Source organism: Undibacterium sp. JH2W, assembly GCF_049340425.1.
In the GTDB taxonomy this organism is placed as follows: domain Bacteria; phylum Pseudomonadota; class Gammaproteobacteria; order Burkholderiales; family Burkholderiaceae_D; genus Undibacterium.
The window spans coordinates 383,455-409,842 of record NZ_JBMPOT010000003.1 but is presented as its reverse complement, the minus strand read 5'-3'; the positions used below and the strand labels follow the sequence as shown (position 1 = coordinate 409,842).

The following is a 26,388-nucleotide window of genomic DNA, read 5'->3' as shown; positions in this document are numbered from 1 at the left end:
TTGCCTTTGCAGAAGCCTATTGCCAGCAAGCCAAATTCCTCGTATAATGCGTAGCTCTCTTGCACTGCAATATCCGTGAGAGAAAAGCAGTGGTGGCCGTAGCTCAGTTGGTAGAGTCCAGGATTGTGATTCCTGTTGTCGTGGGTTCGAACCCCATCGGTCACCCCAGAAATTCAAACAAAAAGCCCGCTTCTAGCGGGCTTTTTGTTTTTTTGTGATTTCGTCTTTGCCTGTGACTTAGCGTCGCTGTGATATGAGGTTGTCCGCTGTCCTGGAGAATGGCGGCTGTCCAAGGGGTCTGTTTGAATTGCTCATCCGTCCTATATTGGTGCTCTATTCTGTGGTCGGCCCAATGGGCAATGCCGAGCCGGAATTTATTTCTTGAAAACACCTATGTGGCAGCTCTTGTGTGCGCAAGAGCGCATAGAATTTTTAGTTGACGTGATAGGCTATGCTCCGCTCCCCAATTTTGTTTATGTAATGCAAAGTTGGAAGTGAAATTTTAAGGCCAAAAACGTTAATGTACACTTCCCCCAGTCCCATGCAAAATCATCTGCTTGCCGCTTTGCCAGCTGCTGAATTTGTATCCCTGTCCAGCGGGCTAGAACTCATCACGATGACAGTTGGCGATGTGCTGTATGAGTCGGGGGTGCGTCAGCAATATGTGTATTTTCCTACCTCGGCTATCGTTTCTTTGCTGTATGTGCTGGAGGATGGTGTTTCGGCTGAAATTGCGGCTGTCGGGCATGAAGGTGTGGTTGGTATTTCGTTATTTATGGGCGGGGATACCACACCTAACCGTGCTGTCGTGCAAAGTGCTGGTTTTGCTTATCGCCTTAAAGGGCAATTGCTGAAAATAGAGTTTGACCGCGCTGGCCCGTTATTGCGTGTGTTATTGCGCTACACCCAGGCACTGATCACACAAATGACGCAAACGGCCATTTGTAATCTGCATCATACGGTAGAGCAGCAGTTGTGTCGCTGGTTGCTGCTGAGCCTGGATAGATTGTCTTCTGGTGCAGTGAATATTACTCAGCAGCGAATAGCCAACGCACTAGGGGTGCGCCGTGAACGAGTCACTGAGGCTGCAGGTAATTTGCAGCGTGCTGGTTTGATTTGCTATAGCCGTGGAGCGATTATCGTGCTGGACCGACCAGGCCTGGAAAAACTGGTCTGTGAGTGTTATTTCGTCATACAAAAAGAATTCACCAGACTGCTATCCTCCGTTCCCTTCCAGTGAAGTTTGTTGAAGTAGGTTAATACTGCAAGCCGCAACGCATTATTCATGTTTGATAAATAACTTGAGCTAAATCAGCTTTATATGAGCGATGGCGCACATACGCCAGTCTTATACCTGCTACTCTGTGGATAGATAATCCGGTCTATACAATCCAAGTCGCTCCAGGTGGAGTCGGCAGTTCAGAGCCCTACCTATGACCATTTCGCATAACCCCCTGCAAAATCATTTGCTCGCTGCTTTGCCGCAAGCTGAGTTTGCTCGCTTGGCCCTGCATCTTGAATTAGTCGAGCTACCTTTGGGGCTGGCATTGTATGAGGCTGGTGGCACCTTGAATTATGTTTACTTCCCGACTACCTCCATCGTTTCCTTGCTGTATGTGCTAGAAAACGGTGCTTCTGCTGAAATAGCCATCGTCGGCAATGAAGGCATACTCGGTATTTCTTTGTTCATGGGCGGTGAAACGACACCTAGCCGTGCGGTAGTACAGTGTGCTGGCTATGGCTATCGCCTCCAGGCACAATTTCTGAAAGATGAATTTAATCGCGCTGGTCCATTTTTACGATTGTTATTGCGTTATACCCAAGCGCTGATTACGCAAATGACGCAAACCGCTGTTTGCAATAGGCATCACTCCATAGAGCAGCAACTTTGTCGCTGGTTATTATTGAGTCTTGATCGCCTGCCTTCTGATTCTGTATCCATGACTCAGGAGTTGATCGCCAATATGTTAGGTGTCAGACGCGAAGGAGTGACAGCGGCAGCCGGTAATATACAAAGACTGGGTTTGATACGCTACAGCCGTGGGCGCATTGATGTAGTAGATCGTCCCGGCCTGGAGAAGGTTGTATGCGAATGCTATGCCGTGGTTAAGCTGGAATTCGATCGTCTGTTAGCAGACATCCCTCAGGGAGACCCTCAGCATGTATTGGGGCAATCAGATCGCCGTGCAGTTGCGATTCGCGCTCTGCCTTTGCAAATTGATATAGGTCTAAAAGACACTTAAATTCAATTGTGGAATGAGTTATGGCTTGGTGTTTTCTTTTTGAAGCTGTTGCAGAATTAAAATGGATAGACGCCCCCGTAGGCCGTATTTCCATCTGACAAGGGGGCAACAACGCCAAGTTAATTTGGCAACAGCCTTTTATCAAGTATTTATAGAGCTATTGCCAAAACTAAGACCAGATTCTTGATTGTATGTACGCTAGCGTACCTAATTATTTTTATGCAGCTGTCATAGTGCAGTGTGCAGTGTGCAATGCGGAGTGGGGACAATTGCAGATGTTGGTTACCTAAACTGAGCAGTTAAAGAACTGCTGAGTTTTCTTTGTATTATTTTCTCCATATGTGTGATATCGAACAGACACTATATTCATCAGTGTAATAGAGTCGGGGCGCAAGGCGCGCTGAATTTTACTTTTGTACATTTCCTGCCTTGTCTTTCACCCTAAATTACGCAGGAATTCGATATGGACAGTCTGATAGACCCGAATCAAAATCATCTGCTTGCTGCCTTGCTGGATACAGAATTTGATCGCCTGGCCCCGTATCTGGAGCTGGTCCCCATGCTGCTTGGTGATGTTTTGTATGAGTCTGGTGGCAAGTTGCAATACGTGTATTTTCCGGTGACGGCGATAGTTTCGCTGCACTATTTACTTGAAAACGGCGGTTCTTCAGAAATTGCCGGTGTCGGCAATGAAGGCCTGGTGGGTATTTCCCTGTTCATGGGCGGTGATACCACGCCAAGCAGGGCGATAGTACAAACTGGCGGCTATGGTTATCGTCTGAAGGCGCATATTTTGCTGGAAGAATTTAATCGCGCCGGCCCGGTGTTGCGCTTATTGCTGCGTTATACCCAGGCATTGATTACCCAAATGTCGCAAACAGCAGTCTGTAACAGGCATCACTCTGTAGAGCAGCAACTGTGTCGCTGGCTCTTATTAACCATGGACAGAATGGCAGGCAACGATTTGACCATCACACAAGAACTGATTGCCAATATGTTGGGTGTGCGGCGTGAAGGTGTGACGGAGGCTGCGGGTAAATTGCAAAATTATGGCTTTATCAGTTATCGCCGTGGTCATATTACCGTGACTAACAGGGCTGGACTTGAGGAGCACGTCTGTGAGTGTTATGACGTGGTAAAAAAAGAATTTGCCCGCTTGCTGTCTGATGTCTTGCAACGCCAGGGTAAGGGCAATCCCGTGCTGCCTGTCACCATTGTTCGTAAAACAGGGTTTGCGCAAGGCCATATAGGTATATGAGCGCGTCTTGCGATTTCAATATTTTTTGAAGGTTTGCTGTGAATGAAAATATATGAAGGCAGTATCGGTAGAGCGTTTGACCTTAATTGGTTTTGGCATCACCTTGCTTGCCTTGTTGATGATAGGCGGCATTGCCTGGAATATTGCCGTACCTTTTGATGCGGTTAAATCGATAGAGCATACGCGTAAAATAATAGATGATCTCAGCGAACTGAGTGTCAAATTGTCTGAGGCGGAGAATGCACAAAAAGCCTATTTCCTGACAAAGGAAGAAAATTTCATCAAGCAGCGCAATAGTCGATTCGACGACGTGACTATTGTTATTCAGCACTTGCATGATTTGACCTTGGACAATGTGCCGCAGCAAGCACGTATGCAGCAATTGCAAATGGCCATTGATGAGCGAGTGGCCATCATGCATGCGAGCCAAAAGCAATTTGATGCTTTGGGTTTCAATGCAGCCCGGGCCTTGTTCAATGCGGGCTTGCTGGCTTCGGCCAAGGTGCAAAGTATTTTGACTGAAGCCATCGTCGATGAGCAAGTCTTGCTCGATGAACGTAAGCTAAAAGCGGCATTTCGCATCAAACTCGTCGTCGGCAGCGTGGGTTTTTTGTTGGTATTTTTATCGCTGTGGGCTTTGCAGATACGCCGTGCCACGCTGGGTCGCATGGCGGGTGAGCAAACCTCGCTCAAAGTGCGTGAAGTTTTGCTCAAGATGGGCGCCTTGCAGGACGCTATTTTTAATAGCCCGAATTTTTCCATTATTGCCACAGATGCCCAGGGTCTGATACAGATTTTCAATGTAGGAGCAGAACATATGCTGGGCTATGATGCTGTTGATGTCGTCAACCGGATCAGCCCTGCCGATATTTCTGATGCTGACGAACTTGCTGCCAGGGCAGTTGCGCTCAGTGCAGAATTTAATACTCCGGTTGCCCTGGGTTTTGATGCCTTGATCTTTAAGGCCATGCGCAGTCTGGAAGATATACACGAGCTCACTTATATTTGTCGTGATGGTAGCCGTCTACAGGCCATTGTTTCGGTTACTGCTTTACGGGATGCTCAGGGGGCGGTTATCGGTAGCCTTTTGATAGGCACAGATAATACTGCGCGCAAGCAGGTTGAAGCAGAGCAAGCCTTGCTGGACCAGCGTTTGCGAGACCAGCAATTTTATACGCGCTCTTTAATTGAAGCCAATATTGATGCACTGATTACCACTGACTTGAATGGTGTTATCAGCGATGTCAATCATCAGATGGAAGCGATAACCGGGTGTACGCGTGAAGAATTGATCGGTGCACCATTCAAAAAATATTTTACCGAACCCGCAGCGGCAGAACTGGCAATGAAGCGCGCGTTGCAAACTGGCAAGGTCAGCAATTGTGAACTGACAGCGATAGCAAAAGACGGTAAGGAAACTGAAATTTCCTACAATGCCAGCACTATTTATGACCGTGAGCGCAGATTGCAGGGTGTATTTGCATCTGCCCGTGACGTCACTGAATATAAACTCTTTGAACAAAAACTTCAGAATAGCAATATAGAGCTGGAATTGGCAAAAGCTGTCGCCGAAAAAGCGAATCTGGCCAAGTCAGAATTTTTATCCAGTATGAGCCATGAACTGCGTACGCCATTGAATGCGGTCCTGGGTTTTGCTCAATTGATGGCATCTGACCATCCTCCACCCTCGGAAAACCAGAAATTGTCGATAGACCAGATCTTGCAAGCTGGTTGGTATTTACTGCGCTTGATCAATGAAATCCTCGATCTGGCGATGATAGAGTCGGGCAAGGTCAGTATTTCGAAAGAATCCATCTTGCTTGCCGATGTTTTGCTGGATTGTCAATCCATGATAGAGCCACAGGCACAGACCCGTGGCATTGATATGATCTTCCCAGTCATAGACGTGCCCTTGTATGTGTTCGCTGACCGTACCAGACTCAAGCAAGTCATGGTGAATTTGTTGTCAAACGCGATTAAATACAATCAGGATGAAGGGTCTGTGACGGTTGAATATGTCATCCGTGGCGATTGCCGCATACGTATCAGTGTCAAGGACGCTGGCAAGGGCTTGTCACCTGAACAGGTGGGACAATTGTTTCAGCCTTTCAATCGACTGGGGCAAGATGCCGGTAATGAAGAGGGTACTGGCATAGGCCTGGTGGTTACCAAGCAATTGGTTGAGCTCATGGGTGGCGTGATTGGTGTCGAAAGTCATGTGGGTGTTGGCAGCGTGTTTTGGATAGAGCTTGCCTTGGCCTCTGCGCCAGCTTTACATGCTGAGACGGGCGATGAGTTTGAGGGTGAGTCATCTGCTGGGGAGCAAGCAGTTCACGGATCATCGCAACGCAGCTTGTTATATGTTGAAGATAACCCTGCCAACCTGGCTCTGGTCGAGCAATTGATTGCCCGCCGTAGTGACCTCAAGCTCCTGACTGCTGTAGATGCGCATCTGGGTATTGCCACAGCGCAGGTGTGCAAGCCGGATGTGATTTTGATGGATATTAACTTGCCGGGCCTCAGCGGTTTTGGGGCGCTCAAGATTTTGGCGAACGACCCGTTGACGGCGCATATCCCCGTCATGGCTTTGTCTGCAAATGCCATGCCGCGCGATATAGCAAAAGGTTTGGATGCAGGCTTTTTCCGTTATCTCACCAAACCCATCAAGGTCAATGAATTTATGGATGCACTGGACCTGGCTTTGCATCACGCCAAAGAACATGGCCTGGGTGGCAGGAAGGGCGACATGGACCGTCATCGTCAAAAAAACGAAGTTGAGTTGAGCTGAAGTGTTGTGTTGAGGTTGGATCAATTTTGAAAGAACGAAATGCTTGAAGCAGTCGAAATTCTCAAGGCCAGCATCCTGATCGTTGACGATCAAAAAGCGAATGTAATGTTGTTGGCGCAAATGCTGCGTAATATTGGCTATACCTCCATCACTACGACCATGGATGCGCGTGCAGTTTGTGCCTTGCACATGGAGCATAACTACGACCTGATATTGCTGGATCTGCAAATGCCAGGCATGGATGGTTTTGAAGTGATGGAGGAGTTGAAGAACATCACGGCAGATGCTTATTTGCCGGTACTGGTGATTACTGCCCAGCCAGGGCACAAGCTGCGTGCCTTGCAAGCGGGAGCCAAGGATTTTGTCAGTAAGCCATTTGATTTGCAGGAGGTGCAGACGCGCATACATAATATGCTCGAAGTGCGCTTGCTATATCAGCAACTGGATGCTTACAATAAACGCCTGGAGCAGACCGTACAGGAACGTACTGCAGAGTTGCTGATTAGTGAAGCGCGCTTTAAAAGCTTTACCCAACTCTCGTCTGACTGGTATTGGGAACAAGATCAGTTTGGTAATTTCACCAGCATATCCGGGCCTGTATTTGAAATGCTGGGTATACAGGCGGAAGACATGTTGGGTAATGCACCCAAGGGCGGCATGGACGGTTGGGATGTCGATGAGCGCGAACAGCTAGACGACAATATTGCGAATCGCCGGCCATTTTTGGATTTCATTTACCGGCGTGTCAAACAAGATGGCGCGATACAATATCTGCAAGTCAGTGGTGAACCTTTCTTTGACTCTGCCAGCCGGTTTGCCGGATACCGCGGAGTGGGCATGGATATCACCCATAGGCGGCCATGAAATCAAGAGTCATCAACTGTACTTGAAATTATCAATATTGAGATATGAATAAACCGATTTCAGACGAGCAAGCCGTATTCGAAGAACCTGGTCTGTTGCAAAAGCTGGGGCCGGGCCTGATTACCGGGGCAGCCGACGATGATCCCAGTGGCATTGCCACCTATTCACAAGCGGGTGCGCAATTTGGTTTTAACATGTTGTGGACGGTATTGTTTACCTATCCCTTAATGGTGGGCATACAAATTGTCAGTGCCCGCATAGGCCGGGTCAGTGGTCACGGGCTCGCCACCAACATCCGCCGTCATTATCCCGTCTGGTTGTTATATGCGGTGGTCGGCCTTTTGTTGGTCGCCAATACCATTAATATTGCTGCCGATATTTCAGCCATGGGTGAGGCATTGAAGTTGCTGATAGGCGGCAAGGCGCATCTGTATGCCATAGGTTTTGGAGTATTGTCTCTGCTATTGCAGGTCTTCATTCCTTACCAGCGTTATGTGCGGTTTTTAAAGTGGTTGACGCTGGCATTGCTGGCCTATGTTGCCACCGTTTTTGTGGTGCATACACCCTGGTCTGAAGTCTTGATGAGCGCAGTCATGCCGCAATTGTCCTGGAAAAAAGAATATATCACTACCGTGGTGGCAGTGTTTGGTACCACCATCAGCCCTTACCTGTTCTTCTGGCAAGCTTCGCAAGAGGTTGAGGAGATGCGTGGTGACCCACAGGCGCGACCACTGATCCATGCACCAGAGCAGGCTCCAGCTAACTTAAAACGCATAAAACTTGATACTTATATAGGAATGGCATTTTCCAATCTGGTGGCTTTTTTCATTATCCTGACAACAGCCGTCACCTTGAATTTGCATGGCCTTACTGATATCCAGACTTCAGCGCAGGCGGCACTAGCCTTGCGCCCGATTGCTGGTGATTTTGCTTTCATGCTGTTTAGTGCCGGCATCATAGGTACTGGTTTGCTGGCGATTCCTGTGCTGGCCGGTTCGTCGGCATATGCAATGTCAGGCGCTTTCAAATGGAAAAATAGCCTGGAAAATACGCCCATGCAAGCCAGGCAGTTCTACGCCATCATCGCACTGTCGACTCTCATAGGGATAGGTCTGGGATTTACCTCCATTGATCCCATCAAGGCACTGTATTGGAGTGCCGTCATCAATGGCGTGATTTCTGTACCTATCATGGTGGTTATGATGTTGATGGCCAGTCGTGCAGATGTCATGGGGAAATTTGTGGTCACTGCGAGGTTGAAAGTGCTGGGCTGGCTGGCTACCTGCATGATGGCACTGGCGGTAGCGGCGATGCTGGTAACGACGTTTTAAACTGGTATGTTCAGGCACTCGATTTGTCAGGATAAACTAAAGTTACCGCGGTGATTTGTATATTTCACTCGTGTTGCAGTACTAGTAAGCAGGCAAAACTTGTTAGCAATTAAGTAGAGGCAATGCTAAGATCGCGGCATTTCTTCCTACTTGCAGATGGTGTACTGTAATCATGTTGCCAATGTTGATTTATCTGCTGTTGCAACTAGCCTTAAATTGCTGGGTACACTATTTAATCATCAAAAAACTGCCCGCCAGTTTTCACCGCATGCTCACTTGCATCAGCATCTGGGTGTTTCCCCTATTTGGTGCGCCGTTTGCATTACTGGAGTTGCCACGCCGTCCGCGCACGCCCTTGTGGCAAACGCCGGAAAAACTGCCGTCAGGTTTTATTAGTGAAAAGCGCTTGTCAGCAGACGCCTATACGCAAATCGTGCTTGCTGATATCAAGCCGTATTCGATCATAGATAATTTCAAATACTGTAATGGCTTACCCATTTTAGACTGGTGGCATTTCCAGCTCTGGCTGGGAGGTATTCATGATACGCAGGCCAGGCAAGAGGCTATTTTGTTTGCGCAACGTGCCTGGTTGTTTGCGCTCAAGCAAACAATCGGCCCGCATTGTTATTTGTATGAAAGCGAGCAAGCATTTGTGCTTGCCACGCTGGAGCCGAATGTGATTGTCGCCAGCGCGCAATTTATTGTCAAAACACGCAAAAATATTGCGCGCATCTTGCCTGATGTGGCCTGCTTTCCCGACAAATTTAAAAGTATTTTGTTGATCTTTGACGATGAGGCAAGCTATCAACGCTATTCCAGCATTTTTTACCAGGCCAAAGAGGGGCGAGCGCAAAGTGGCGGTATGTTCATTGCCCAAGACTGCTGCCCGCACTTCATCACCAAACAGGATGATTTGTTACTGGTAGAACCCATCATCACCCACGAATTAACCCATAGCGCCTTAGCATGGCTGGATATTCCCTTGTGGCTCAACGAAGGTTTGGCGGTCACGTTGGAGCGGCGCTTGCACAGCCGATATCTGACCCGCAAACTCAATGCTGAAGAATTGCTCGACGATTTGCGCAATTTTTGGGATGAATGGCGGATACAGGAATTTTGGAGTGGCACGTCCTTTCATCGCAGCGATGAAGGTACAAAATTATCGTATGAACTGGCGCATATTCTGGTGGAAAATCTGGCACATCAACCGAAAGAATTTCTACGTTTCATCCAGGCAGCAAACAAGCAAGATGCAGGTGTAAAAGCGGCCAGGGAAATTATGTTGCTCGATCTTGGTGCAATGATTTGCCAATTAATTGATGTGAACGTAACAAGTGAATGGTCGCCCCAGGTCGCCGTGTTCAATTAGCATGCTGACATTTTTTATGTAAATCCGGCTATTGATACCGGTTCCAGCGCATCAAACGTTCATCTGATGCTTCCTTGATCAAATGCCTGGCCTTTTGTGGATCTTTTTCTACATGCTTGCTGCCGCTTTCCAGCTCCATGGCTAGCGCCTGTATGGCAACCGGGTATTCCAGTTCGGCAGATTCTTCCAGCCACTTTCTGGCCAGCGCCTGATCTTGTTGTACACCTTCGCCTGCGGCATAGGCATTCGATAGCAGGAACATCGCCTGCGGATTACCTTGCTGACTGGATTTTTCCAGCCATTTGATAGAGATGCTCAGGTTTTGCGGTGTGCCCTGGCCGTATTTGGCCATGCGTGCCAGCATGAAGCTGGCTTTGGCATGGTTATTAATGGCAGCAGCTTCATACCACTTCCAGGCGAGTTGTTCATTCTTTGCTAACCCCAGGCGCGCCTTGTAATGGGCTTCCGCCAGTTGAAACTGGGCCTCAGCGTCACCGCCTTGATTGCTGGCGGCTTTTTCCAGCCAGTGCAGGGCCAGGCTTGCCTGTTCAGGTTTGATGGCATAGGCTAAGCCCAATTCGCGCTGGGCTATGGCGTTACCTGCATCTGCCCATTTTTGTAATGTGGCGATGGCGGATGGCAATTGTGCATGCAAAGCCTGTATGCCTGCAGACTCAATCTCTGCAGTGGTTGGAGCAGGGGCGCAAGCGCTGATACTGCATGCAAATAAAATACCTGTACTGATTTTGAATTTGTTCAACATGTCGTCATCAAGAAAGATGCCGTGCGTTGCAGCTCGCAACGCACGGGCTATCATTACTACTTATTGCCAGCGATATTATTTACTCAAATCTATCGCATATTTGGCAAAGCCACTGGCGTCGAGTGCACCTTCGGCTTTGACGCGGCTCAGTCCCAGTGCTTGTGCGACGGCTATTTTGCCAGGGGCAGAGCGCAAAATGACTGGTCCTTTAGTCGCCACTTTGACAAAGCTCCAGCTTTGGCCTGCGCCGTTGGCTGCGCTGGTGATTTTGCCTTGTTTTTTGACGAAATTGCTGACGACAGCCTGGTTTGCATCTGGTGATTTGATGATGGTTTTGCTGCCATCAATGCCTGGGAAGTTACCGCCACCACCTGCACGATAGTCATTGGTAGCAACGATAAAATCATCATTATCACCGACTGCCTTGCCAGCAAAAGTCAGGTTGCTGATGCGTTTGCCTGCTGGCTGGGTAACATCGATCTGATATTGCAGCGCATTATTCTCTGCATAAAACACATCATAGTTATAAATGGTTGAATAGGATGGCACCAGGTCTTGTTCTGTCGTCAGAGTCGGATCTATCTGGCCAAACTGCTTGGCGGCAGTTTCCAGCCAGTTCTTCAAATCAGAGCCTTTGATCTTGACCGCTTGCAGATTGTTATTACCATACAAGTAAAGGTCGCCGGGATTGCGGACTTGCAAACCAAATGGAGAGCTTGGGCTGGCACCAGGCGCAACATCGGTGAAGTCAGTAGGACCATTGCGGCCAGCCTTGAAGGGCGCACTGCAAGAAATTACAGGAATGGATTTGTAGCTGGCTATCGTTGTATCGTTGGAATTGGCGATAAAGCTTTTTACATAATCGATTTGCGCTTGATTGACGATTTGTATGGCCGAGACATCACCCGCCAAAGCGAAGTAAGCTGACATTTCAAAGTCTGTTGTCGTGCCCAAAGCCTGGGTTGCATAGCTAACAGTGGCTTTGTGCTCAGTATCCACCAGAGGAGCAATGGAAGCGTCTGCATCAACGATGGTGGTGCCATCTTTGTATTTGAAGCCGCGTGCTTCTACATTGGTCAGGTCTTTTTGGACTGCCCATTTGCCACTTTGGTATTTCAAGGTCATCTGTATGATGCCCAGGCGACGGCCCCAGCTTTGCGCCATGACGGCAGGCACGCCATTCACCAGACCTTTTTTGGTATCGACAATTGCTGCGGGCAGGGCGGCCAAGGATGCGTCAATGGGAGGTGCGCCAGTTTCTTTAGGTGCAGGGAAAATCAAGTGAGCATGACCCAGCATCAGCGCGTCTATGCCAGTCGTGCTCAGGTGCAAACTGCCGTTTTCCATTTTTGGGCTATAGGGCGATGCATCCAGACCGCCATGAGATAGGGCAACGACCAGGTCAGCACCTTTGGAGCGCAGCTCAGGTACATATTTATTCGCTGACTCTTGTACGCCATTGACTACTACTTTGCCTGCCAGGGATTTTTGATCCCAGTCCATGATTTGTGGCGGCACAAAACCCATGACACCTACATTCAGTTTGACATTCATACTCGTGCCATCTGGTTTGGTGGCCGTGAATTGCTTGCTGATGAGGGAAGTAGGATTGAAAATCGGTTTTTGGCTGCTGGCACCGACTACATTTGACAAGACCAGAGGGAAGTTGGGGGCACCACAAGTGCCAGACTTGCTGACATCAGGCAGGCCAAAATCGGTATTGGTGATTTGGCTCAGGAAACCCAGGCCATAGTTGAATTCATGGTTGCCCAGGCCAGCCGCGTCGTATTTCAAGGCGTTCATGACTTTATAGACGGCCAATGTACCGCTACAGGTGACTGGGGCGGCCAGTGCCTGGTAATCGCCGAGCAGCGTACCCTGGATGACGTCGCCATCATCAAGCAGGATATTGTTAGGGTTTTCTGCTCGGGCGTCTTTGATCAGAGTGGCTGTTCTTTCCAGGCCCAGGCTGGTATCGGCTTTCAATCCATAGTAGTCATAGCTGAGTATGTTTTGATGTATGTCTGTAGTTTCAAGCAGGGCAATTTTCAAAGTTGTACCCTCTGGAACTGCATTAACGTCAACCGCCGGCGTGACAATCGCAGGTGTGCTAATCACCGGGTCGCTAGTGCCGCAACCAGCTAGCGCAATTGCTGCAACGGATGGCAACCAAAAAATCTTTTTCATAAACTCTCTCTAAGGAATCATCAATGACAAATTGTAGATTTGCTGAGCGTTAGCTCTACGCATTTAGGCAAAATCCTGTCGGTAACAGATCGACAAGTGCGCGATTATCAGTATGAATTATTTCCTTGGCATGACATATGTGTATTGAAATGTCGAACATCATCAATTGATGATGTTCCTTGTTTGCTTTGCTAATGTTGCTTAGTCAATAAATTTAGCCTTGAGAATCAACATCGAAAATTTGTCAGAAATTAATTTCCTGGTATGTTTTCAGCGCTCTACAGGCTTTTGGAAATATAATCTCGCACCTGATGCGCAATGTGGCTCTTCTTTTTGCCCTTGCTTTGCAACACTGCTTAAACTCACTCATAAAACATATGCCGCAACCCCATTTTCCTGTTTCCAGTTTTATCAATAAACCCAGGCGCGGCGCGCTTCGATTGTTGGCCTCAGCATGCTTGCTGGTTGCCGTCGGAGGATGTAATACCGCACCTCAGCAAGTTGCTACGACTGCAACGACGGCCATGCCAGTGGCTAAAACTTTGAAGCCAATTCGTATTGGCCTGGCATTAGGTGGCGGCGCAGCGCGTGGTTTTGCCCATATAGGTGTGATCAAGGCGCTTGAGTCGCAAGGGATATCGCCGGATATCGTGGTCGGTACCAGCGCGGGCAGTGTGGTCGGTGCCATGTATGCCGCTGGTAATAATGGTTTTGCCTTGCAAAAAATGGCTCTGGATATGGATGAAGCGACAATTTCAGATTGGTCCCTGCCTTTGTTTTCCAAATCCAGTGGGGTATTGAAGGGAGATGCCTTGCAAGCATATGTGAACCGTCTGGTGGCGCAGGCCCCTATAGAAAAGCTGCGTAAGCCTTTCGGTGCCGTTGCAACTGACCTGGCTACGGGGCATGCTGTCTTGTTCCAGCGCGGTAATACTGGTGCTGCAGTGCGAGCCTCATCTGCTGTACCTGGAGTATTCCAGCCAGTGAAAATCAATGAGCGCCTGTATGTCGATGGTGGTCTGGTGTCGCCAGTGCCGGTTCGCTTTGCTCGAGAAATGGGAGCGGATGTGGTGATTGCCGTCAATATTTCTTCGCCACCAGAGCCGATGGTTTCAAATGCAACCCTGGATATTTTGCTGCAAACCGTAGCCATCATGGGGCAAAGCATTAATCAGTTTGAATTGAAACAGGCGGAAATTGTCATTCGCCCAGAATTGCCGGGTATGAAGGGTAATGATTTTGCGGGGAGGAATCTGGCTATTTTGGCGGGTGAAAAGGCGGCAATGGCGATGATGCCAGAAATCAAGCAAAAGATTAAGGCCATGCAAGAGCGTTAATCTTTGATTAAGGCTGAAGTGAATTGAAGGCAGAGCGAATTGCTCTGCCTTTATTTTTTCGTGGTTTACTGAAGTTTTTTTGATATCAGGGCTAAATAATTTAGTTTTTTTTGCGAGCGCTTGGAATTTTTTTATTTCACTTCATCATCATTGATGCGGCGTGCGCCATTGAAGCGTTTTTTCCAGTAAGAAATGTCCATGCTCTCTACGCGAACCTGACCGCCTGCAGAAGGGGAGTGTATGAATTTATTGTCGCCCAGATAAATGCCGACATGGGAAAAACCGCGTTTGAGGGTGTTATAAAACACCAGATCACCGGGTTGTAAGTCTTTTTGTTCTACGTGTTCGCCAACTTTGCTGATTTCTGCTGAGGTGCGCGGCAAATTGGCACCGACCACATCCTTGAATACATAACGTACAAAACCACTGCAATCAAGACCATTCTCCGGGGTATTGCCGCCGCGTTTATATCGTATGCCCATTAAATCCATGGCTTTGACGGTGAGATCAGATGCGCGCTGCTTGATTTCCTGCAGTTTGGTATAGGCGGTCGATGATTCAGGGAAGGGGTTGTCTGCGCTCCAGGCTGGGTTGGCAGCTGCGGCGAGCAGCATAGTCGAAATAAGCACTAACTTGGCTTTCCTTGATAGTCTGGAAACGGTTATTAGCATCTTTGCACCTGGTTGGAAAAACCGGTCCACTGTAAGCGAACTCTGAAAAAATGTAAACCATTCGGGAATATTTCTAAGTAACAATAAGTTTCAGCGAGAGCTTGAGAGAGTTATTGTTATTGTAAGTGCAGTTTTGTATAAATCATAATTTCTACATGCTGCTTAAATACTTAAATTGGTTAAAACTGTTTGTATACCTAAGCGCAATTGCTTGGCGTACAATCCGCTGACTTTTATAGAGAGGCATTTATGCAAACAAAACCTGTATTGACATTGGATGATGTCAAAAAAATCGCTGCTGCCGCCGAGGTAGAAGCCAAATCCAATAACTGGCCTGTTGTGATTGCTGTCGTCGATGATGGCGGTCATTTGCTGTGGTTGCAACGCCTTGATGGTGTTGCACCTATTTCTGCACATATCGCGCCAGCCAAGGCAACTACTGCGGCTCTGGGCAAGCGCGAATCCAAGATCTATGAAGATATTATTAATAATGGTCGTTATTCCTTCCTGAGCGCACCTTTCATCGAAGGTATGCTTGAAGGTGGCGTGCCGATCATGGTTGATGGTCACTGTGTTGGTGCTGTAGGTGTCTCTGGCGTGAAGTCGGCAGAAGATGCGCAAATCGCAAAAGCGGGTATAGCAGCATTGGGCCTGTAATTGCTGGTAGGGGAGTATTAAGACGTGTGTTTTTGAAGATGGAATTGAAAACATGATTGGCGAACGCTCGTACTACTTTTGAATTTGCTGGAAATGACGGCCCATCAGGCATTTCGTATTTGCCTGATGGGCCGTTTCGCGCTATAATTCGAGGGTTTAACTAATCCGAAATCTCGCCGTAGCGCCTACCCAAATTCACATCGCTCCATCATCTTTCCAGGCCACGCGGCAATTCTTGCGCGGTCAGGGAAACGACAGCTTGGTGCGTCGCAGCGGCGGTAACAATACAGGAGTTGCCCTTGCTGCCCATTCCGCAGTCCCTTCTTCGTTCCGGCCAGGACACCGCTATACTTGCTCTCGCCGATGGAAGCATTTTCACTGGATATTCGATCGGCGCTGCCGGTCAGACCATAGGTGAAGTTGTCTTCAATACCTCAATGACCGGTTATCAGGAAATTTTGACTGACCCCAGTTATAGTTCCCAAATCGTTACCCTGACGTATCCGCATATTGGTAATACGGGCGTCAATGCCGAAGACGTAGAGTCTGATAAAATCCATGCAGCCGGTTTGATCATTAAAGACCTGCCTTTGCTGGTATCGAATTTCCGCTCTGAACAAACCCTCTCTGATTACCTCAAATCCCAAAACATCGTTGCTATTGCCGGTATTGATACCCGCAAGCTGACACGTATCTTGCGTGAAAAAGGTGCGCAGGGCGGTGCTATCCTGGTGGGTGCTGATGCTGAAAAAGCCATTGCACTGGCCAAGTCTTTCCCTGGCCTGTCTGGCATGGATCTGGCAAAGGTCGTGTCCGTCAAACAGGCATACAACTGGACTGAGGCTGAATGGGTATTGGGGCAGGGTTATGGTCAGTTGCAAAATCCAAAATTCCACGTTGTCGCTTTCGACTTCGGCGTCAAACGCAATATCCTGCGTATGCTGGCAGAGCGCGGCTGCAAGGTCACGGTATTGCCTGCGCAATCCAGTGCGGCCGATGTGCTGGCGCTGAATCCTGATGGCGTGTTTTTGTCGAATGGTCCTGGCGACCCTGAGCCTTGCGATTACGCAATTGCCGCTGCCAAAGAATTGATAGAGAAGGGCATTCCTACCTTTGGTATCTGCCTGGGTCATCAAATCATGGCGCTGGCATCCGGTGCAAAAACCCTCAAGATGAAATTTGGTCACCACGGTGCCAACCATCCTGTGCAGGATCTGGACACCAAGCAGGTATTGATCACTTCCCAAAACCACGGTTTTGCAGTGGATGCGGCAACTTTGCCAGCCAACTGCCGCGTCACGCATGTATCTTTGTTTGATGGCTCGCTGCAAGGTTTTGCCCGTACTGATAAACCAGCTTTCTGCTTCCAGGGTCACCCTGAAGCCTCACCAGGTCCGCATGATATTGCCTACCTGTTTGACCGCTTCACCGCGATGATGGTCAAGGCAAAGACAGGAGAATAAGAGAATGCCAAAACGTAACGACATAAAAAGTATTTTGATTATCGGCGCTGGCCCCATCATTATTGGTCAGGCTTGCGAATTCGATTATTCCGGCGCACAGGCTTGCAAGGCTTTGCGTGAAGAAGGTTATCGCGTGATTCTGGTCAACAGCAATCCGGCAACCATCATGACAGACCCGGAAATGGCCGATGTGACTTACATCGAACCTATCACCTGGCAAGTCGTTGAACGCATCATCGATAAAGAAAAACCGGATGCGATCCTGCCTACCATGGGTGGTCAGACTGCATTGAACTGCGCACTGGATTTGCATCGCCACGGTGTATTGACCAAATACAATTGCGAACTGATCGGTGCTTCACCAGAAGCAATCGACAAGGCGGAAGACCGTTTGAAATTCAAGAACGCCATGACCAAGATCGGCCTGGGTTCTGCACGTTCCGGCGTTGCCCATTCCATGGACGAAGCCTGGGTAGTGCAAAAGGATGTCGGCTTCCCTGTCATCATCCGCCCATCGTTCACCATGGGTGGTACAGGTGGTGGTATCGCCTACAACCCGGAAGAATTCGAAACAATTTGCAAGCGCGGCCTGGAAGCATCGCCTACCAATGAATTGCTGATCGAAGAATCGCTGATAGGCTGGAAAGAGTACGAGATGGAAGTCGTGCGCGACAAGGCCGACAACTGCATCATCGTCTGCTCCATCGAAAACCTGGACCCTATGGGCGTGCATACCGGTGACTCCATTACTGTGGCGCCGGCACAGACCTTGACCGATAAAGAATACCAGATCATGCGTAACGCCTCTTTGGCCGTGCTGCGTGAAATTGGTGTGGATACCGGTGGTTCCAACGTACAGTTTTCCATCAACCCTGCTGATGGCCGCATGATCGTCATCGAGATGAATCCGCGCGTGTCGCGTTCATCTGCGCTGGCATCTAAGGCAACTGGTTTCCCTATCGCCAAGATAGCTGCCAAGCTGGCAGTTGGTTTCACGCTCGATGAATTGCGCAATGAAATTACTGGTGGTGCTACGCCAGCTTCTTTCGAGCCTTCGATTGATTACGTCGTCACCAAAATACCGCGTTTTGCATTTGAAAAATTCCCGCAGGCAGATAACCGCCTGACGACGCAGATGAAATCTGTTGGTGAAGTGATGGCTATTGGCCGCACCTTCCAGGAGTCTTTTCAGAAAGCCCTGCGTGGCCTGGAAGTTGGTGTCGATGGCATGAATGAAAAAACCCAGGATAGAGAGACCCTGGAAAAAGAGCTCGGTGAACCTGGCCCTGACCGTATCTGGTATGTCGGCGATGCTTTCGCTCAAGGCTTCACGCTGGAAGAAGTGCATCAACTGACGCATATCGACCCATGGTTTCTGGTGCAAATCAAGGATATCGTCGATATCGAATTGTGGCTCGATGAACAGTCACTCGACAGCGTCGATAAAGCCCTGATGCTGCAACTGAAGCAAAAAGGTTTCTCTGACCGTCGCCTGGCAAAATTGTTGAAGACTACCGACACAGCTATCCGCGAAAAGCGTAAAGCTTTGAACGTGCGCCCAGTCTACAAGCGCGTCGATACTTGCGCCGGCGAATTCGCCACGAATACAGCTTACATGTATTCGACCTATGAAGAAGAGTGCGAATCGAACCCGACCGACAAGAAAAAAATCATGGTATTGGGCGGTGGCCCTAACCGTATCGGCCAGGGTATTGAGTTTGATTATTGCTGCGTGCACGCGGCATTTGCGATGCGCGAAGATGGTTATGAAACCATCATGGTCAACTGCAATCCTGAAACCGTTTCTACCGACTACGATACCTCCGACCGTCTGTACTTTGAACCACTGACGCTGGAAGATGTGCTGGAAATCGTCGATAAAGAAAAACCAGTTGGCGTGATCGTGCAATACGGTGGACAGACACCTTTGAAACTAGCGCTGGATCTGGAAGCCAATGGCGTGCCTATCGTCGGTACTTCACCAGACATGATCGATGCTGCAGAAGATCGCGAGCGCTTCCAGAAAATGCTGCAAGACCTGGGCTTGCGTCAGCCGCCTAATCGCACTGCACGTACTGAAACTGATGCTTTGGCATTGGCACAAGAGATCGGTTATCCGCTGGTAGTGCGTCCGTCCTATGTACTTGGTGGTCGTGCGATGGAAATCGTGCATGAGCAGCGTGATCTGGAGCGTTATATGCGTGAAGCCGTCAAGGTCTCGCATGATTCTCCAGTCTTGCTTGATCGCTTCCTCAATGATGCGATTGAAGTCGACGTCGATTGCCTGTCTGACGGCGAGCGCACTTTCATCGGTGGCGTCATGGAACATATCGAGCAGGCTGGTGTTCACTCCGGTGACTCTGCATGTTCCCTGCCACCATATTCCCTGTCGCAAGAAACCATTGCTGAACTCAAGCGCCAGACTGCGTTGATGGCCAAGGGTTTGAATGTCGTCGGCCTGATGAACGTGCAGTTTGCGATTCAGCAGCAAGAGGGCAAAGACGTCGTGTTCGTGCTGGAAGTGAATCCGCGTGCATCACGTACCGTACCTTATGTGTCTAAGGCCACTGGTTTGCAACTGGCCAAGATTGCTGCTCGTTGCATGGTTGGTCAGTCTCTCGATTCACAAGGCATAGGTGCAGAAGTTGTTCCACCTTACTTCAGCGTTAAGGAAGCCGTATTCCCATTCGTGAAGTTCCCAGGCGTCGATACCATCCTCGGCCCAGAGATGAAATCGACCGGTGAAGTCATGGGTGTAGGTAAAACCTTTGGTGAAGCTTTCGTGAAATCCCAATTGGGTGCTGGCGTGAAATTGCCTACGTCTGGCAAGGTATTCCTGAGCATCAAAAACAGCGATAAACCACGTGGTGTCAAAGTGGCGAAAGACCTGGTTGCTTTGGGCTTTTCGGTTGTGGCGACACGCGGCACGGCAGCGGCGATTGCGGCTGAAGGCATCCCGGTTTCTGTCGTCAATAAAGTGGTTGAAGGTAGGCCACACGTTGTCGATATGATCAAAAACAATGAAATTGCCATGGTCATCAATACCGTTGAAGAAAAGCGCAATGCCATTACCGATTCGCGCGCCATTCGTACCTCGGCTTTGATTGCCCGTGCAACAACGTTCACTACCATCGCCGGTGCGGAAGCAGCGGTTGAAGGTATGCATCATTTGAATGAATTGCATGTTTATGATTTACAAGGGCTGCATAAGACCTTAAACTGAGAGAAATAACAGTGCCTTTGGCTGCAAAGTCAGGGGTACTTGAACTTCGATACAGAGTTCACAAATGGCATCGGTAATGCTGGTGTCTGTTGTGGCCTCTGTATTTTTACTTTTATGAGTGTGAATGATATGAGTACAGTACCTGTCACCAAATTTGGCGCAGAATTGCTTAAAAAAGAATTGCATCTTTTAAAGACCAAAGAACGCCCGGACGTCATCAATGCAATCGCAGAAGCGCGTGCGCAAGGCGACTTGTCTGAAAATGCCGAGTATGATGCTGCCAAAGAGCGTCAGGCATTTATCGAGGGTCGCATTGCTGATCTGGAAGGCAAGCTGGGTTCTGCGCAAATCATTGACCCTAGTGAACTGGATGCAGAGGGTCGTGTCGTGTTTGGTTCTACCGTGCATCTGGAAGACCTGGAAACTTCACAAAAAGTCAGCTATCAGATCGTTGGCGAAGATGAGGCGGACTTGAAATTAAGTAAAGTCTCCATCACTTCTCCTATCGCACGCGCCTTGATCGGCAAGTATGCTGGCGACGTGGTGGGTGTGCAGGCACCGGCAGGTGTGCGTGAGTATGAAGTGCTGGATGTATTGTACGTTTGATCAGGTATACCCAGTCAATGGATATAAATAGATCACTGATGAGAAGTAACTCGATGTAGAGTGAAGTGACTGAGAAGATGTATTCTCAGATAGAAATAATTACCCGGCCTGGTTTGGCCGGGTTGAGTACTGATCAGATATCAGAGGTATTCAGGCTTAGCTATTGGCAAGTGATGATTTTTTTGCACTGCTTTGACGTGGTTTGGCGCGTTTGATGTTGCCGCCTTGGGTAACACGTTCATTACCTTTAACCATGACTTTGGATACAGTCGGTTTTTTCGTGCCACTAGGGCTAGGCTTGACGATAGTGACTTCGCGCATGCCTTTACCTTTTTTAACCAGTTTGGTTTCTTTCGTGCCTTCCAGTTTTGGACGGTAGACCACCAAAAGTTTTCCAATATGTTGCACTGGGGCGGCATTTAGCTCGGCGCAGATGGTATCGTACATGCCTATACGTGCTTCTCTATCATCGCCAAATACGCGTACCTTGATCAAGCCATGGGCATTCAGGCCAGCATCAATTTCTTTGATAACGGCTGGAGTCAAGCCAGCTTCACCGATTAATACGATAGGTTTCAGTGCATGTGCTTCGGAGCGGAGTTCGCTTCTTTCAGCGGGCGTAAGTTTTAACATAGTAATTCCTTTAAAAGCAGTATTTTACGCGAATGGCAAAGAATAAATTCAATCAAAATTGGGTTCACGACCATATTAATGATCCTTATGTGAAACTTGCACAAAAGGAAGGCTATCGTGCGCGCGCCGTTTACAAGCTAAAAGAAATAGATGAATCAGAAAAATTGATACGCCCAGGGCAAATTATTGTTGATTTGGGTGCAACGCCAGGCAGTTGGTCGCAGTATGTAAGGAATAAGCTGGCAGGTAAAGAGGGTGGGGGCATCATGGGCGAGATTTTCGCTCTTGATCTTTTGCCTATGGAGCCTATCGCCGATGTGCAATTCATACAGGGTGATTTCCGTGAAGATGAAGTGCTGGATCAACTGGAATCTAAATTGTTGGGGCGCAAAGTTGACTTGGTTTTATCTGATATGGCCCCAAATCTGTCAGGTAACTCGACCGTTGACTCTGCCCGTGTCGAATATATTATCGAATTGGCAGTCACTTTTTCCAAGGCACATCTCAAGCCAGGTGGCGCTTTATTGGTGAAATGCTTCCACGGCCCCAGTTATAACAACATCTTTACACTATTTAAAGATGAGTTTAAAACTGTGCTCAACAAGAAGCCAAAAGCCAGTAAAGACAAGTCCTCTGAGATATTTTTGCTTGGCAGAGGCTTGAAAAACCTCGAATAATTGCATTTACCTCTTGATAATCATCAATATCGCCAACATATGCTGGCTAGCAAGCTCTACCCAATGGGGGTAGAATGAACGTTTACAGTATCAAATGGCGCATCCTGCGTTCAAGGAGTTCTCGTGAATAATATGTTTTCAAAAGCTGCTATATGGGTGGTGGTTGCCCTGGTGCTTTTTACACTTTTTAAGCAGTTTGATGGAAAAAGCGTGGGCGCTGGTGTCAAGTCCATCCCTTATTCCGAATTCTTGGATGAGGTTAAATCCAAGCACATCAAGGATGCTACCATTGATGAGGCTAACCGCACCATCTTGGCGACTAATTCTGAAGGTATCAAAGTCAAATCCCAAATTACAGTGCTCGACAAGGGCCTGATTCGCGATCTGGTGGACAGTGGCGTCAAGTTTGATGTCAAACAACCTGAAGAACAATCCTTCCTGTCGCAAGTTTTCATTTCCTGGTTCCCTATGTTGTTGCTGATAGGTGTCTGGGTATTCTTCATGCGCCAGATGCAGGGCGGGGGCAAGGGTGGGGCATTCTCTTTTGGTAAATCCAAAGCCAGGATGCTGGATGACACCAATAACAATGTCAGCTTTGCTGATGTCGCCGGTTGTGATGAGGCCAAAGAAGAAGTCAGTGAAATCGTTGATTTCCTGCGTGACCCTACCAAATTCCAGAAACTTGGTGGTCGTATTCCGCGCGGCGTCTTGATGGTTGGTCCTCCAGGTACTGGCAAAACTTTGCTGGCACGCGCTATTGCTGGTGAGGCAAAAGTACCATTCTTCACGATTTCGGGTTCTGATTTCGTTGAAATGTTCGTCGGCGTCGGTGCTTCCCGTGTCCGCGACATGTTTGAGAATGCTAAAAAACACTCTCCCTGCATTATCTTTATCGATGAGATTGATGCTGTTGGCCGTCATCGCGGTGCTGGTATGGGCGGAGGTAATGATGAGCGCGAACAGACCCTGAACCAGATGTTGGTTGAAATGGATGGTTTTGAAGCCAATTCCGGTGTCATCGTCATTGCTGCGACTAACCGTGCAGACGTACTCGATAAAGCCTTGTTGCGCCCAGGTCGTTTTGATCGCCAAGTTTCCGTGAGTTTGCCGGATGTTCGTGGCCGTGAGCAAATTCTTAACGTCCATATGCGCAAGGTACCTATTTCTGCTGACGTAAAAGCTGACATTCTGGCACGTGGTACACCAGGCTTCTCTGGTGCTGATCTGGCCAATCTGGTTAATGAGTCAGCCTTGTTTGCAGCCAGACGCAATAAGCGTTTGGTGGAAATGATAGATTTTGAAGATGCTAAAGACAAAATCTACATGGGCCCTGAACGTCGCTCCATGGTCATGCGTGAAGAAGAGCGCAGAGCTACGGCTTACCATGAGTCTGGTCATGCTGTAGTGGCAAAATTGTTGCCTACGTCTGACCCAGTTCATAAAGTTACGATCATGCCACGCGGTTCTGCTTTGGGTGTTACCCTGTCGTTGCCTGAGCATGATGCTGTGAGCCTATACAAAGATAAAATGCTCGATAAGATTTCGATGTTGTTTGGTGGTCGGATTGCTGAAGAGATTTTTGTTGGCCAGATGTCATCAGGTGCAGAAAGTGACTTTTCTCATGCAACCAAGCTCGCCAGAGCAATGGTCACTCGTTGGGGTATGTCTGACAGCATGGGTGTGATGGTGTACGAAGATAATCAGAATGACGGTTATTTTGGCGGCTCTTCCAAAACCATTTCAGAAGTGACGCAACAAAAAGTGGATGCTGAAATTCGCAACATCCTGGATACACAATATGCTTTAGCACGCAAACTTCTGGAAGAAAATCGTGACAAGGTTGAAGTCATGACCAAGGCATTGCTGGATTGGGAAACCATCGATGCAGACCAGGTCAATGACATCATGAATGGTGTAGACCCACGTCCACCAAAGCAAAGTCAGGCAACGATTCGTCCTTCGTCTGATAATTCTTCTGGCGGTGTCTCACCTAGTGCGACTGCACCAGCCTGATTCGCTGTACAAAAAACACACAATTAATTCTTGAATTTCTTGTACAAGGGTGAGGGTCATTCCTCACCCTTCGTCTTTTTAAAAAATGAAATATTTCCAATGTGGCCGCTATCGCTTTCCTTTAAGCGGAGCGCAATCCAGAACCCTGGTCATGGGTGTCTTGAACATCACACCTGATTCTTTTTCTGATGGTGGCAAATACCTGCATCTTGAAAGTGCCATTGCCCGCGCTGAACAGATGATAGAAGATGGTGCCGACATCATCGATATTGGTGGTGAATCCAGTCGCCCTGGCTCTGCACCTTTGCCGCTGGACGAAGAGTTGGGTCGCGTCATGCCCGTCATCTATGCATTACGTGATTGCGGCATACCTTTATCCATCGATACCTACAAGCCGCAAGTCATGCGTGAAGCCTTGCTGGCAGGCGTCGACATGATCAATGATATTCAGGGATTTCGCTCTCCAGAGGCGATCGCTGCAGTACAAAATGCCGACGCTGCCCTATGCGCTATGCATATGCAAAATACGCCAGTGGACATGCAAGTCAGCCCGGAGTATGCCGACGTCAATCAAGAGGTAACAGCATTTTTACGTGAACGTCTTGTCGCCTTTGCACAGGCAGGTATAGAAGCTGAGCGTATTTGTCTGGACCCAGGTTTTGGTTTTGGTAAAACTCAGGCGCATAATGTCGCCATGTTCAGGCATTTACCAGAATTGCAGCAAGAGCTGGGCTTGCCCGTGCTGGTAGGTGTCTCACGCAAATCCATGATAGGCGCCATCACTGGCAAAGCCGCGCCACAACGTATGGCAGGCAGCATCGCGGCAGCCCTGCTGGCCAAGCAAATGGGCGCAAATATAATTCGTGTGCACGACGTTGCAGAAACTGTCGATGCATACAAAGTCTGGGATACATTGTCCCGTTGATACGCAGGAAGAATATGAGCAGAAAATATTTTGGTACAGATGGTATACGTGGCAAAGTTGGTGTCGCACCGATCACGCCTGATTTTGTCATGCGCCTGGGCTTTGCCGCTGGCAAAGTGCTGGCACAAGCCAATGTCGTTGGCGACGCACGACCTACCGTGTTGATAGGTAAAGACACTCGCATTTCCGGCTATATGCTGGAAGCTTCACTGGAGGCAGGTTTTGCTGCCGCCGGTGTTGATGTCATGTTGTCCGGCCCAGCACCAACACCAGCCGTGGCTTACCTGACACGCGCTTTGCGCCTGTCCGCTGGTGTCGTGATCTCTGCCTCGCATAATCCCTATGATGACAATGGCATCAAATTTTTCTCAGCAAATGGCAATAAGCTGCCTGATGAAGTCGAGCTGGCCATAGAGGCAGAACTTGAGCGCCCCATGCAATGCGTCAGCTCAGAGCGCTTGGGCAAAGCACGACGCCTCAGTGACGCCAATGGCCGCTATATAGAATTTTGCAAAAGCACCTTCCCGGCAGAGCTGGATTTGCGTGGCCTCAAAATCGTCGTCGATTGCGCCCATGGTGCCGCTTACGATATCGCCCCTCATGTCTTCCATGAACTTGGTGCAGATGTCATCTCCATAGGCAATCAGCCCAATGGTTTGAATATCAATGACAAGGTTGGTGCCACAGCGCCAGACGCACTGGCCCTGGCAGTACGTGCCAATCATGCTGACCTGGGCATAGCCCTGGATGGCGATGCAGACCGCCTGCTCATGGTAGACAAACATGGCAAGGTCTATAACGGCGATCAACTGCTATACCTGATGGTGCTTGACCGCATGGCCATAGGCAAGGTCGACGGCGTGGTAGGCACACTCATGACCAATATGGCAGTCGAGCTGGCATTCAAAAAACTCGGCGTAGGCTTTGCCCGTGCCAAAGTGGGTGACCGTTACGTGCTGGAACAAATGTATGAGCGCGGCTGGCTGCTCGGTGGCGAAGGCTCAGGCCACCTGCTGTGCCTGGACAAGCATACAACAGGCGATGGCATAGTCTCAGCCCTGCAAGTCTTGTCTGCCTTGAGGCGCAACGGCAAGAGCCTGGATGCCTGCTTCGACCAATTGCATTTGTTCCCGCAAACTTTGCTGAACGTCAAAGTGCCTGCAGGTTTTGACTGGCAAAAAAATGAAAAACTGGTCGCCGAAAAACAAAAGGTAGAAGCAGAACTCATCGACAAGGGCAGGGTACTGATACGTGCCTCCGGCACCGAGCCACTGGTACGTGTCATGGTCGAAGCAGAAGACGCAGAACTCGCCTCCACCAGCGCACGCCGCCTGGCAGATTGCATTCCGGTGGCAATCTAAGTAAATTCGCTGCCAGATG

The 26,388-nt window shown here is 48.8% G+C and carries 20 protein-coding genes and 1 tRNA gene; 17 read left to right on the top strand and 4 right to left on the bottom strand.

The features are described 5' to 3' along the window. Positions 1-92: 92 nt before the first annotated feature. The 8 genes from ACO0LC_RS06320 (at position 93) to ACO0LC_RS06285 (ending at position 9,853) form a co-directional block, all read left to right on the top strand. Positions 93-168: transfer RNA gene (locus tag ACO0LC_RS06320), tRNA-His, on the top strand. A gap of 373 nt (positions 169-541) precedes the next feature. After that, positions 542-1,240: a Crp/Fnr family transcriptional regulator gene (locus ACO0LC_RS06315; RefSeq protein ID WP_423001739.1), complete on the top strand. Its 699-nt coding sequence runs from the start codon at positions 542-544 to the stop codon at positions 1,238-1,240. A gap of 193 nt (positions 1,241-1,433) precedes the next feature. Then, positions 1,434-2,243, top strand: a complete 810-nt coding sequence (locus ACO0LC_RS06310; RefSeq protein ID WP_423001737.1) for a Crp/Fnr family transcriptional regulator — start codon at positions 1,434-1,436, stop codon at positions 2,241-2,243. A gap of 463 nt (positions 2,244-2,706) precedes the next feature. Then, positions 2,707-3,501 (top strand): Crp/Fnr family transcriptional regulator, encoded by a 795-nt coding sequence (locus tag ACO0LC_RS06305; RefSeq protein ID WP_423001735.1) that lies wholly within the window; start codon positions 2,707-2,709, stop codon positions 3,499-3,501. 52 nt (positions 3,502-3,553) lie between these two features. Continuing rightward, entirely contained in the window at positions 3,554-6,289 is a 2,736-nt protein-coding gene (locus tag ACO0LC_RS06300) for a PAS domain S-box protein (protein ID WP_423001733.1), read from the top strand. Between the two features lie 39 nt (positions 6,290-6,328). Continuing rightward, positions 6,329-7,153 (top strand): response regulator, encoded by an 825-nt coding sequence (locus ACO0LC_RS06295; protein ID WP_423001731.1) that lies wholly within the window; start codon positions 6,329-6,331, stop codon positions 7,151-7,153. A gap of 44 nt (positions 7,154-7,197) precedes the next feature. Beyond that, entirely contained in the window at positions 7,198-8,484 is a 1,287-nt protein-coding gene (locus tag ACO0LC_RS06290) for an NRAMP family divalent metal transporter (protein WP_423001729.1), read from the top strand. Positions 8,485-8,656: 172 nt separating this feature from the next. Continuing rightward, positions 8,657-9,853: a hypothetical protein gene (locus tag ACO0LC_RS06285; protein ID WP_423001727.1), complete on the top strand. Its 1,197-nt coding sequence runs from the start codon at positions 8,657-8,659 to the stop codon at positions 9,851-9,853. A 28-nt stretch (positions 9,854-9,881) separates the two neighbouring features. Here the strand turns inward: ACO0LC_RS06285 and ACO0LC_RS06280 are convergent, their stop codons facing one another. Then, on the bottom strand, positions 9,882-10,616 hold the full coding sequence (locus tag ACO0LC_RS06280; RefSeq protein WP_423001725.1) for a tetratricopeptide repeat protein: 735 nt from the start codon (positions 10,614-10,616) through the stop codon (positions 9,882-9,884). A 75-nt stretch (positions 10,617-10,691) separates the two neighbouring features. Further along, on the bottom strand, positions 10,692-12,803 hold the full coding sequence (locus ACO0LC_RS06275) for a bifunctional 2',3'-cyclic-nucleotide 2'-phosphodiesterase/3'-nucleotidase (RefSeq protein WP_423001723.1): 2,112 nt from the start codon (positions 12,801-12,803) through the stop codon (positions 10,692-10,694). A 524-nt stretch (positions 12,804-13,327) separates the two neighbouring features. Here ACO0LC_RS06275 and ACO0LC_RS06270 point away from each other — a divergent pair. Continuing rightward, the gene (locus tag ACO0LC_RS06270) at positions 13,328-14,140 is read left to right on the top strand and encodes a patatin-like phospholipase family protein (RefSeq protein WP_423001721.1); all 813 of its coding nucleotides are present in this window, start codon (positions 13,328-13,330) and stop codon (positions 14,138-14,140) included. 131 nt (positions 14,141-14,271) lie between these two features. Here ACO0LC_RS06270 and ACO0LC_RS06265 read toward each other — a convergent pair whose 3' ends face one another. Continuing rightward, complete coding sequence (locus ACO0LC_RS06265; RefSeq protein ID WP_423001719.1) at positions 14,272-14,754, bottom strand: C40 family peptidase; 483 nt, start codon at positions 14,752-14,754, stop codon at positions 14,272-14,274. 306 nt (positions 14,755-15,060) lie between these two features. Between ACO0LC_RS06265 and ACO0LC_RS06260 the strand changes: the two genes are divergently transcribed. The 4 genes from ACO0LC_RS06260 (at position 15,061) to greA (ending at position 20,760) form a co-directional block, all read left to right on the top strand. Beyond that, positions 15,061-15,468 (top strand): GlcG/HbpS family heme-binding protein, encoded by a 408-nt coding sequence (locus ACO0LC_RS06260; RefSeq protein WP_423001717.1) that lies wholly within the window; start codon positions 15,061-15,063, stop codon positions 15,466-15,468. Between the two features lie 308 nt (positions 15,469-15,776). After that, complete coding sequence (gene carA, locus ACO0LC_RS06255) at positions 15,777-16,931, top strand: glutamine-hydrolyzing carbamoyl-phosphate synthase small subunit (RefSeq protein WP_423001796.1); 1,155 nt, start codon at positions 15,777-15,779, stop codon at positions 16,929-16,931. Between the two features lie 4 nt (positions 16,932-16,935). After that, positions 16,936-20,154, top strand: coding sequence for a carbamoyl-phosphate synthase large subunit (carB, locus tag ACO0LC_RS06250; RefSeq protein ID WP_423001715.1), 3,219 nt, complete (start codon positions 16,936-16,938; stop codon positions 20,152-20,154). A gap of 129 nt (positions 20,155-20,283) precedes the next feature. After that, positions 20,284-20,760 (top strand): transcription elongation factor GreA, encoded by a 477-nt coding sequence (gene greA / locus ACO0LC_RS06245; protein ID WP_423001713.1) that lies wholly within the window; start codon positions 20,284-20,286, stop codon positions 20,758-20,760. Positions 20,761-20,916: 156 nt separating this feature from the next. Here the strand turns inward: greA and ACO0LC_RS06240 are convergent, their stop codons facing one another. After that, positions 20,917-21,393 (bottom strand): YhbY family RNA-binding protein, encoded by a 477-nt coding sequence (locus ACO0LC_RS06240; RefSeq protein WP_110253841.1) that lies wholly within the window; start codon positions 21,391-21,393, stop codon positions 20,917-20,919. Positions 21,394-21,425: 32 nt separating this feature from the next. Here ACO0LC_RS06240 and ACO0LC_RS06235 point away from each other — a divergent pair, with 32 nt between their 5' ends. The 4 genes from ACO0LC_RS06235 to glmM all read left to right on the top strand — a co-directional run bounded on the left by ACO0LC_RS06235 (position 21,426) and on the right by glmM (position 26,369). After that, the gene (locus ACO0LC_RS06235; RefSeq protein WP_423001711.1) at positions 21,426-22,070 is read left to right on the top strand and encodes an RlmE family RNA methyltransferase; all 645 of its coding nucleotides are present in this window, start codon (positions 21,426-21,428) and stop codon (positions 22,068-22,070) included. Between the two features lie 123 nt (positions 22,071-22,193). Beyond that, a complete protein-coding gene (gene ftsH, locus ACO0LC_RS06230) occupies positions 22,194-24,083 on the top strand; it encodes an ATP-dependent zinc metalloprotease FtsH (RefSeq protein WP_423001708.1) in 1,890 nt (629 codons plus the stop codon). Positions 24,084-24,168: 85 nt separating this feature from the next. After that, on the top strand, positions 24,169-25,008 hold the full coding sequence (folP, locus tag ACO0LC_RS06225) for a dihydropteroate synthase (protein ID WP_423001706.1): 840 nt from the start codon (positions 24,169-24,171) through the stop codon (positions 25,006-25,008). 14 nt (positions 25,009-25,022) lie between these two features. Then, positions 25,023-26,369, top strand: a complete 1,347-nt coding sequence (glmM, locus tag ACO0LC_RS06220; RefSeq protein ID WP_423001704.1) for a phosphoglucosamine mutase — start codon at positions 25,023-25,025, stop codon at positions 26,367-26,369. The last annotated feature ends 19 nt before the right edge of the window (positions 26,370-26,388 follow it).

Bases quoted from the DNA above. Each gene is read 5' to 3' on its own strand.
- ACO0LC_RS06290 (WP_423001729.1), top strand. From the start codon at position 7,198: ATGAATAAACCGATTTCAGACGAGCAAGCCGTATTCGAAGAACCTGGT.
- ACO0LC_RS06295 (WP_423001731.1), top strand. From the start codon at position 6,329: ATGCTTGAAGCAGTCGAAATTCTCAAGGCCAGCATCCTGATCGTTGAC.
- ACO0LC_RS06315 (WP_423001739.1), top strand. From the start codon at position 542: ATGCAAAATCATCTGCTTGCCGCTTTGCCAGCTGCTGAATTTGTATCC.
- ACO0LC_RS06280 (WP_423001725.1), bottom strand. From the start codon at position 10,616: ATGTTGAACAAATTCAAAATCAGTACAGGTATTTTATTTGCATGCAGT.
- ACO0LC_RS06285 (WP_423001727.1), top strand. From the start codon at position 8,657: ATGTTGCCAATGTTGATTTATCTGCTGTTGCAACTAGCCTTAAATTGC.
- glmM (WP_423001704.1), top strand. From the start codon at position 25,023: ATGAGCAGAAAATATTTTGGTACAGATGGTATACGTGGCAAAGTTGGT.
- ACO0LC_RS06300 (WP_423001733.1), top strand. From the start codon at position 3,554: ATGAAGGCAGTATCGGTAGAGCGTTTGACCTTAATTGGTTTTGGCATC.
- carB (WP_423001715.1), top strand. From the start codon at position 16,936: ATGCCAAAACGTAACGACATAAAAAGTATTTTGATTATCGGCGCTGGC.
- ACO0LC_RS06260 (WP_423001717.1), top strand. From the start codon at position 15,061: ATGCAAACAAAACCTGTATTGACATTGGATGATGTCAAAAAAATCGCT.
- ACO0LC_RS06240 (WP_110253841.1), bottom strand. From the start codon at position 21,393: ATGTTAAAACTTACGCCCGCTGAAAGAAGCGAACTCCGCTCCGAAGCA.
- ACO0LC_RS06275 (WP_423001723.1), bottom strand. From the start codon at position 12,803: ATGAAAAAGATTTTTTGGTTGCCATCCGTTGCAGCAATTGCGCTAGCT.
- ACO0LC_RS06305 (WP_423001735.1), top strand. From the start codon at position 2,707: ATGGACAGTCTGATAGACCCGAATCAAAATCATCTGCTTGCTGCCTTG.
- ACO0LC_RS06265 (WP_423001719.1), bottom strand. From the start codon at position 14,754: ATGCTGCTCGCCGCAGCTGCCAACCCAGCCTGGAGCGCAGACAACCCC.
- folP (WP_423001706.1), top strand. From the start codon at position 24,169: ATGAAATATTTCCAATGTGGCCGCTATCGCTTTCCTTTAAGCGGAGCG.
- ACO0LC_RS06235 (WP_423001711.1), top strand. From the start codon at position 21,426: ATGGCAAAGAATAAATTCAATCAAAATTGGGTTCACGACCATATTAAT.
- greA (WP_423001713.1), top strand. From the start codon at position 20,284: ATGAGTACAGTACCTGTCACCAAATTTGGCGCAGAATTGCTTAAAAAA.
- ACO0LC_RS06270 (WP_423001721.1), top strand. From the start codon at position 13,328: ATGCCAGTGGCTAAAACTTTGAAGCCAATTCGTATTGGCCTGGCATTA.
- ACO0LC_RS06310 (WP_423001737.1), top strand. From the start codon at position 1,434: ATGACCATTTCGCATAACCCCCTGCAAAATCATTTGCTCGCTGCTTTG.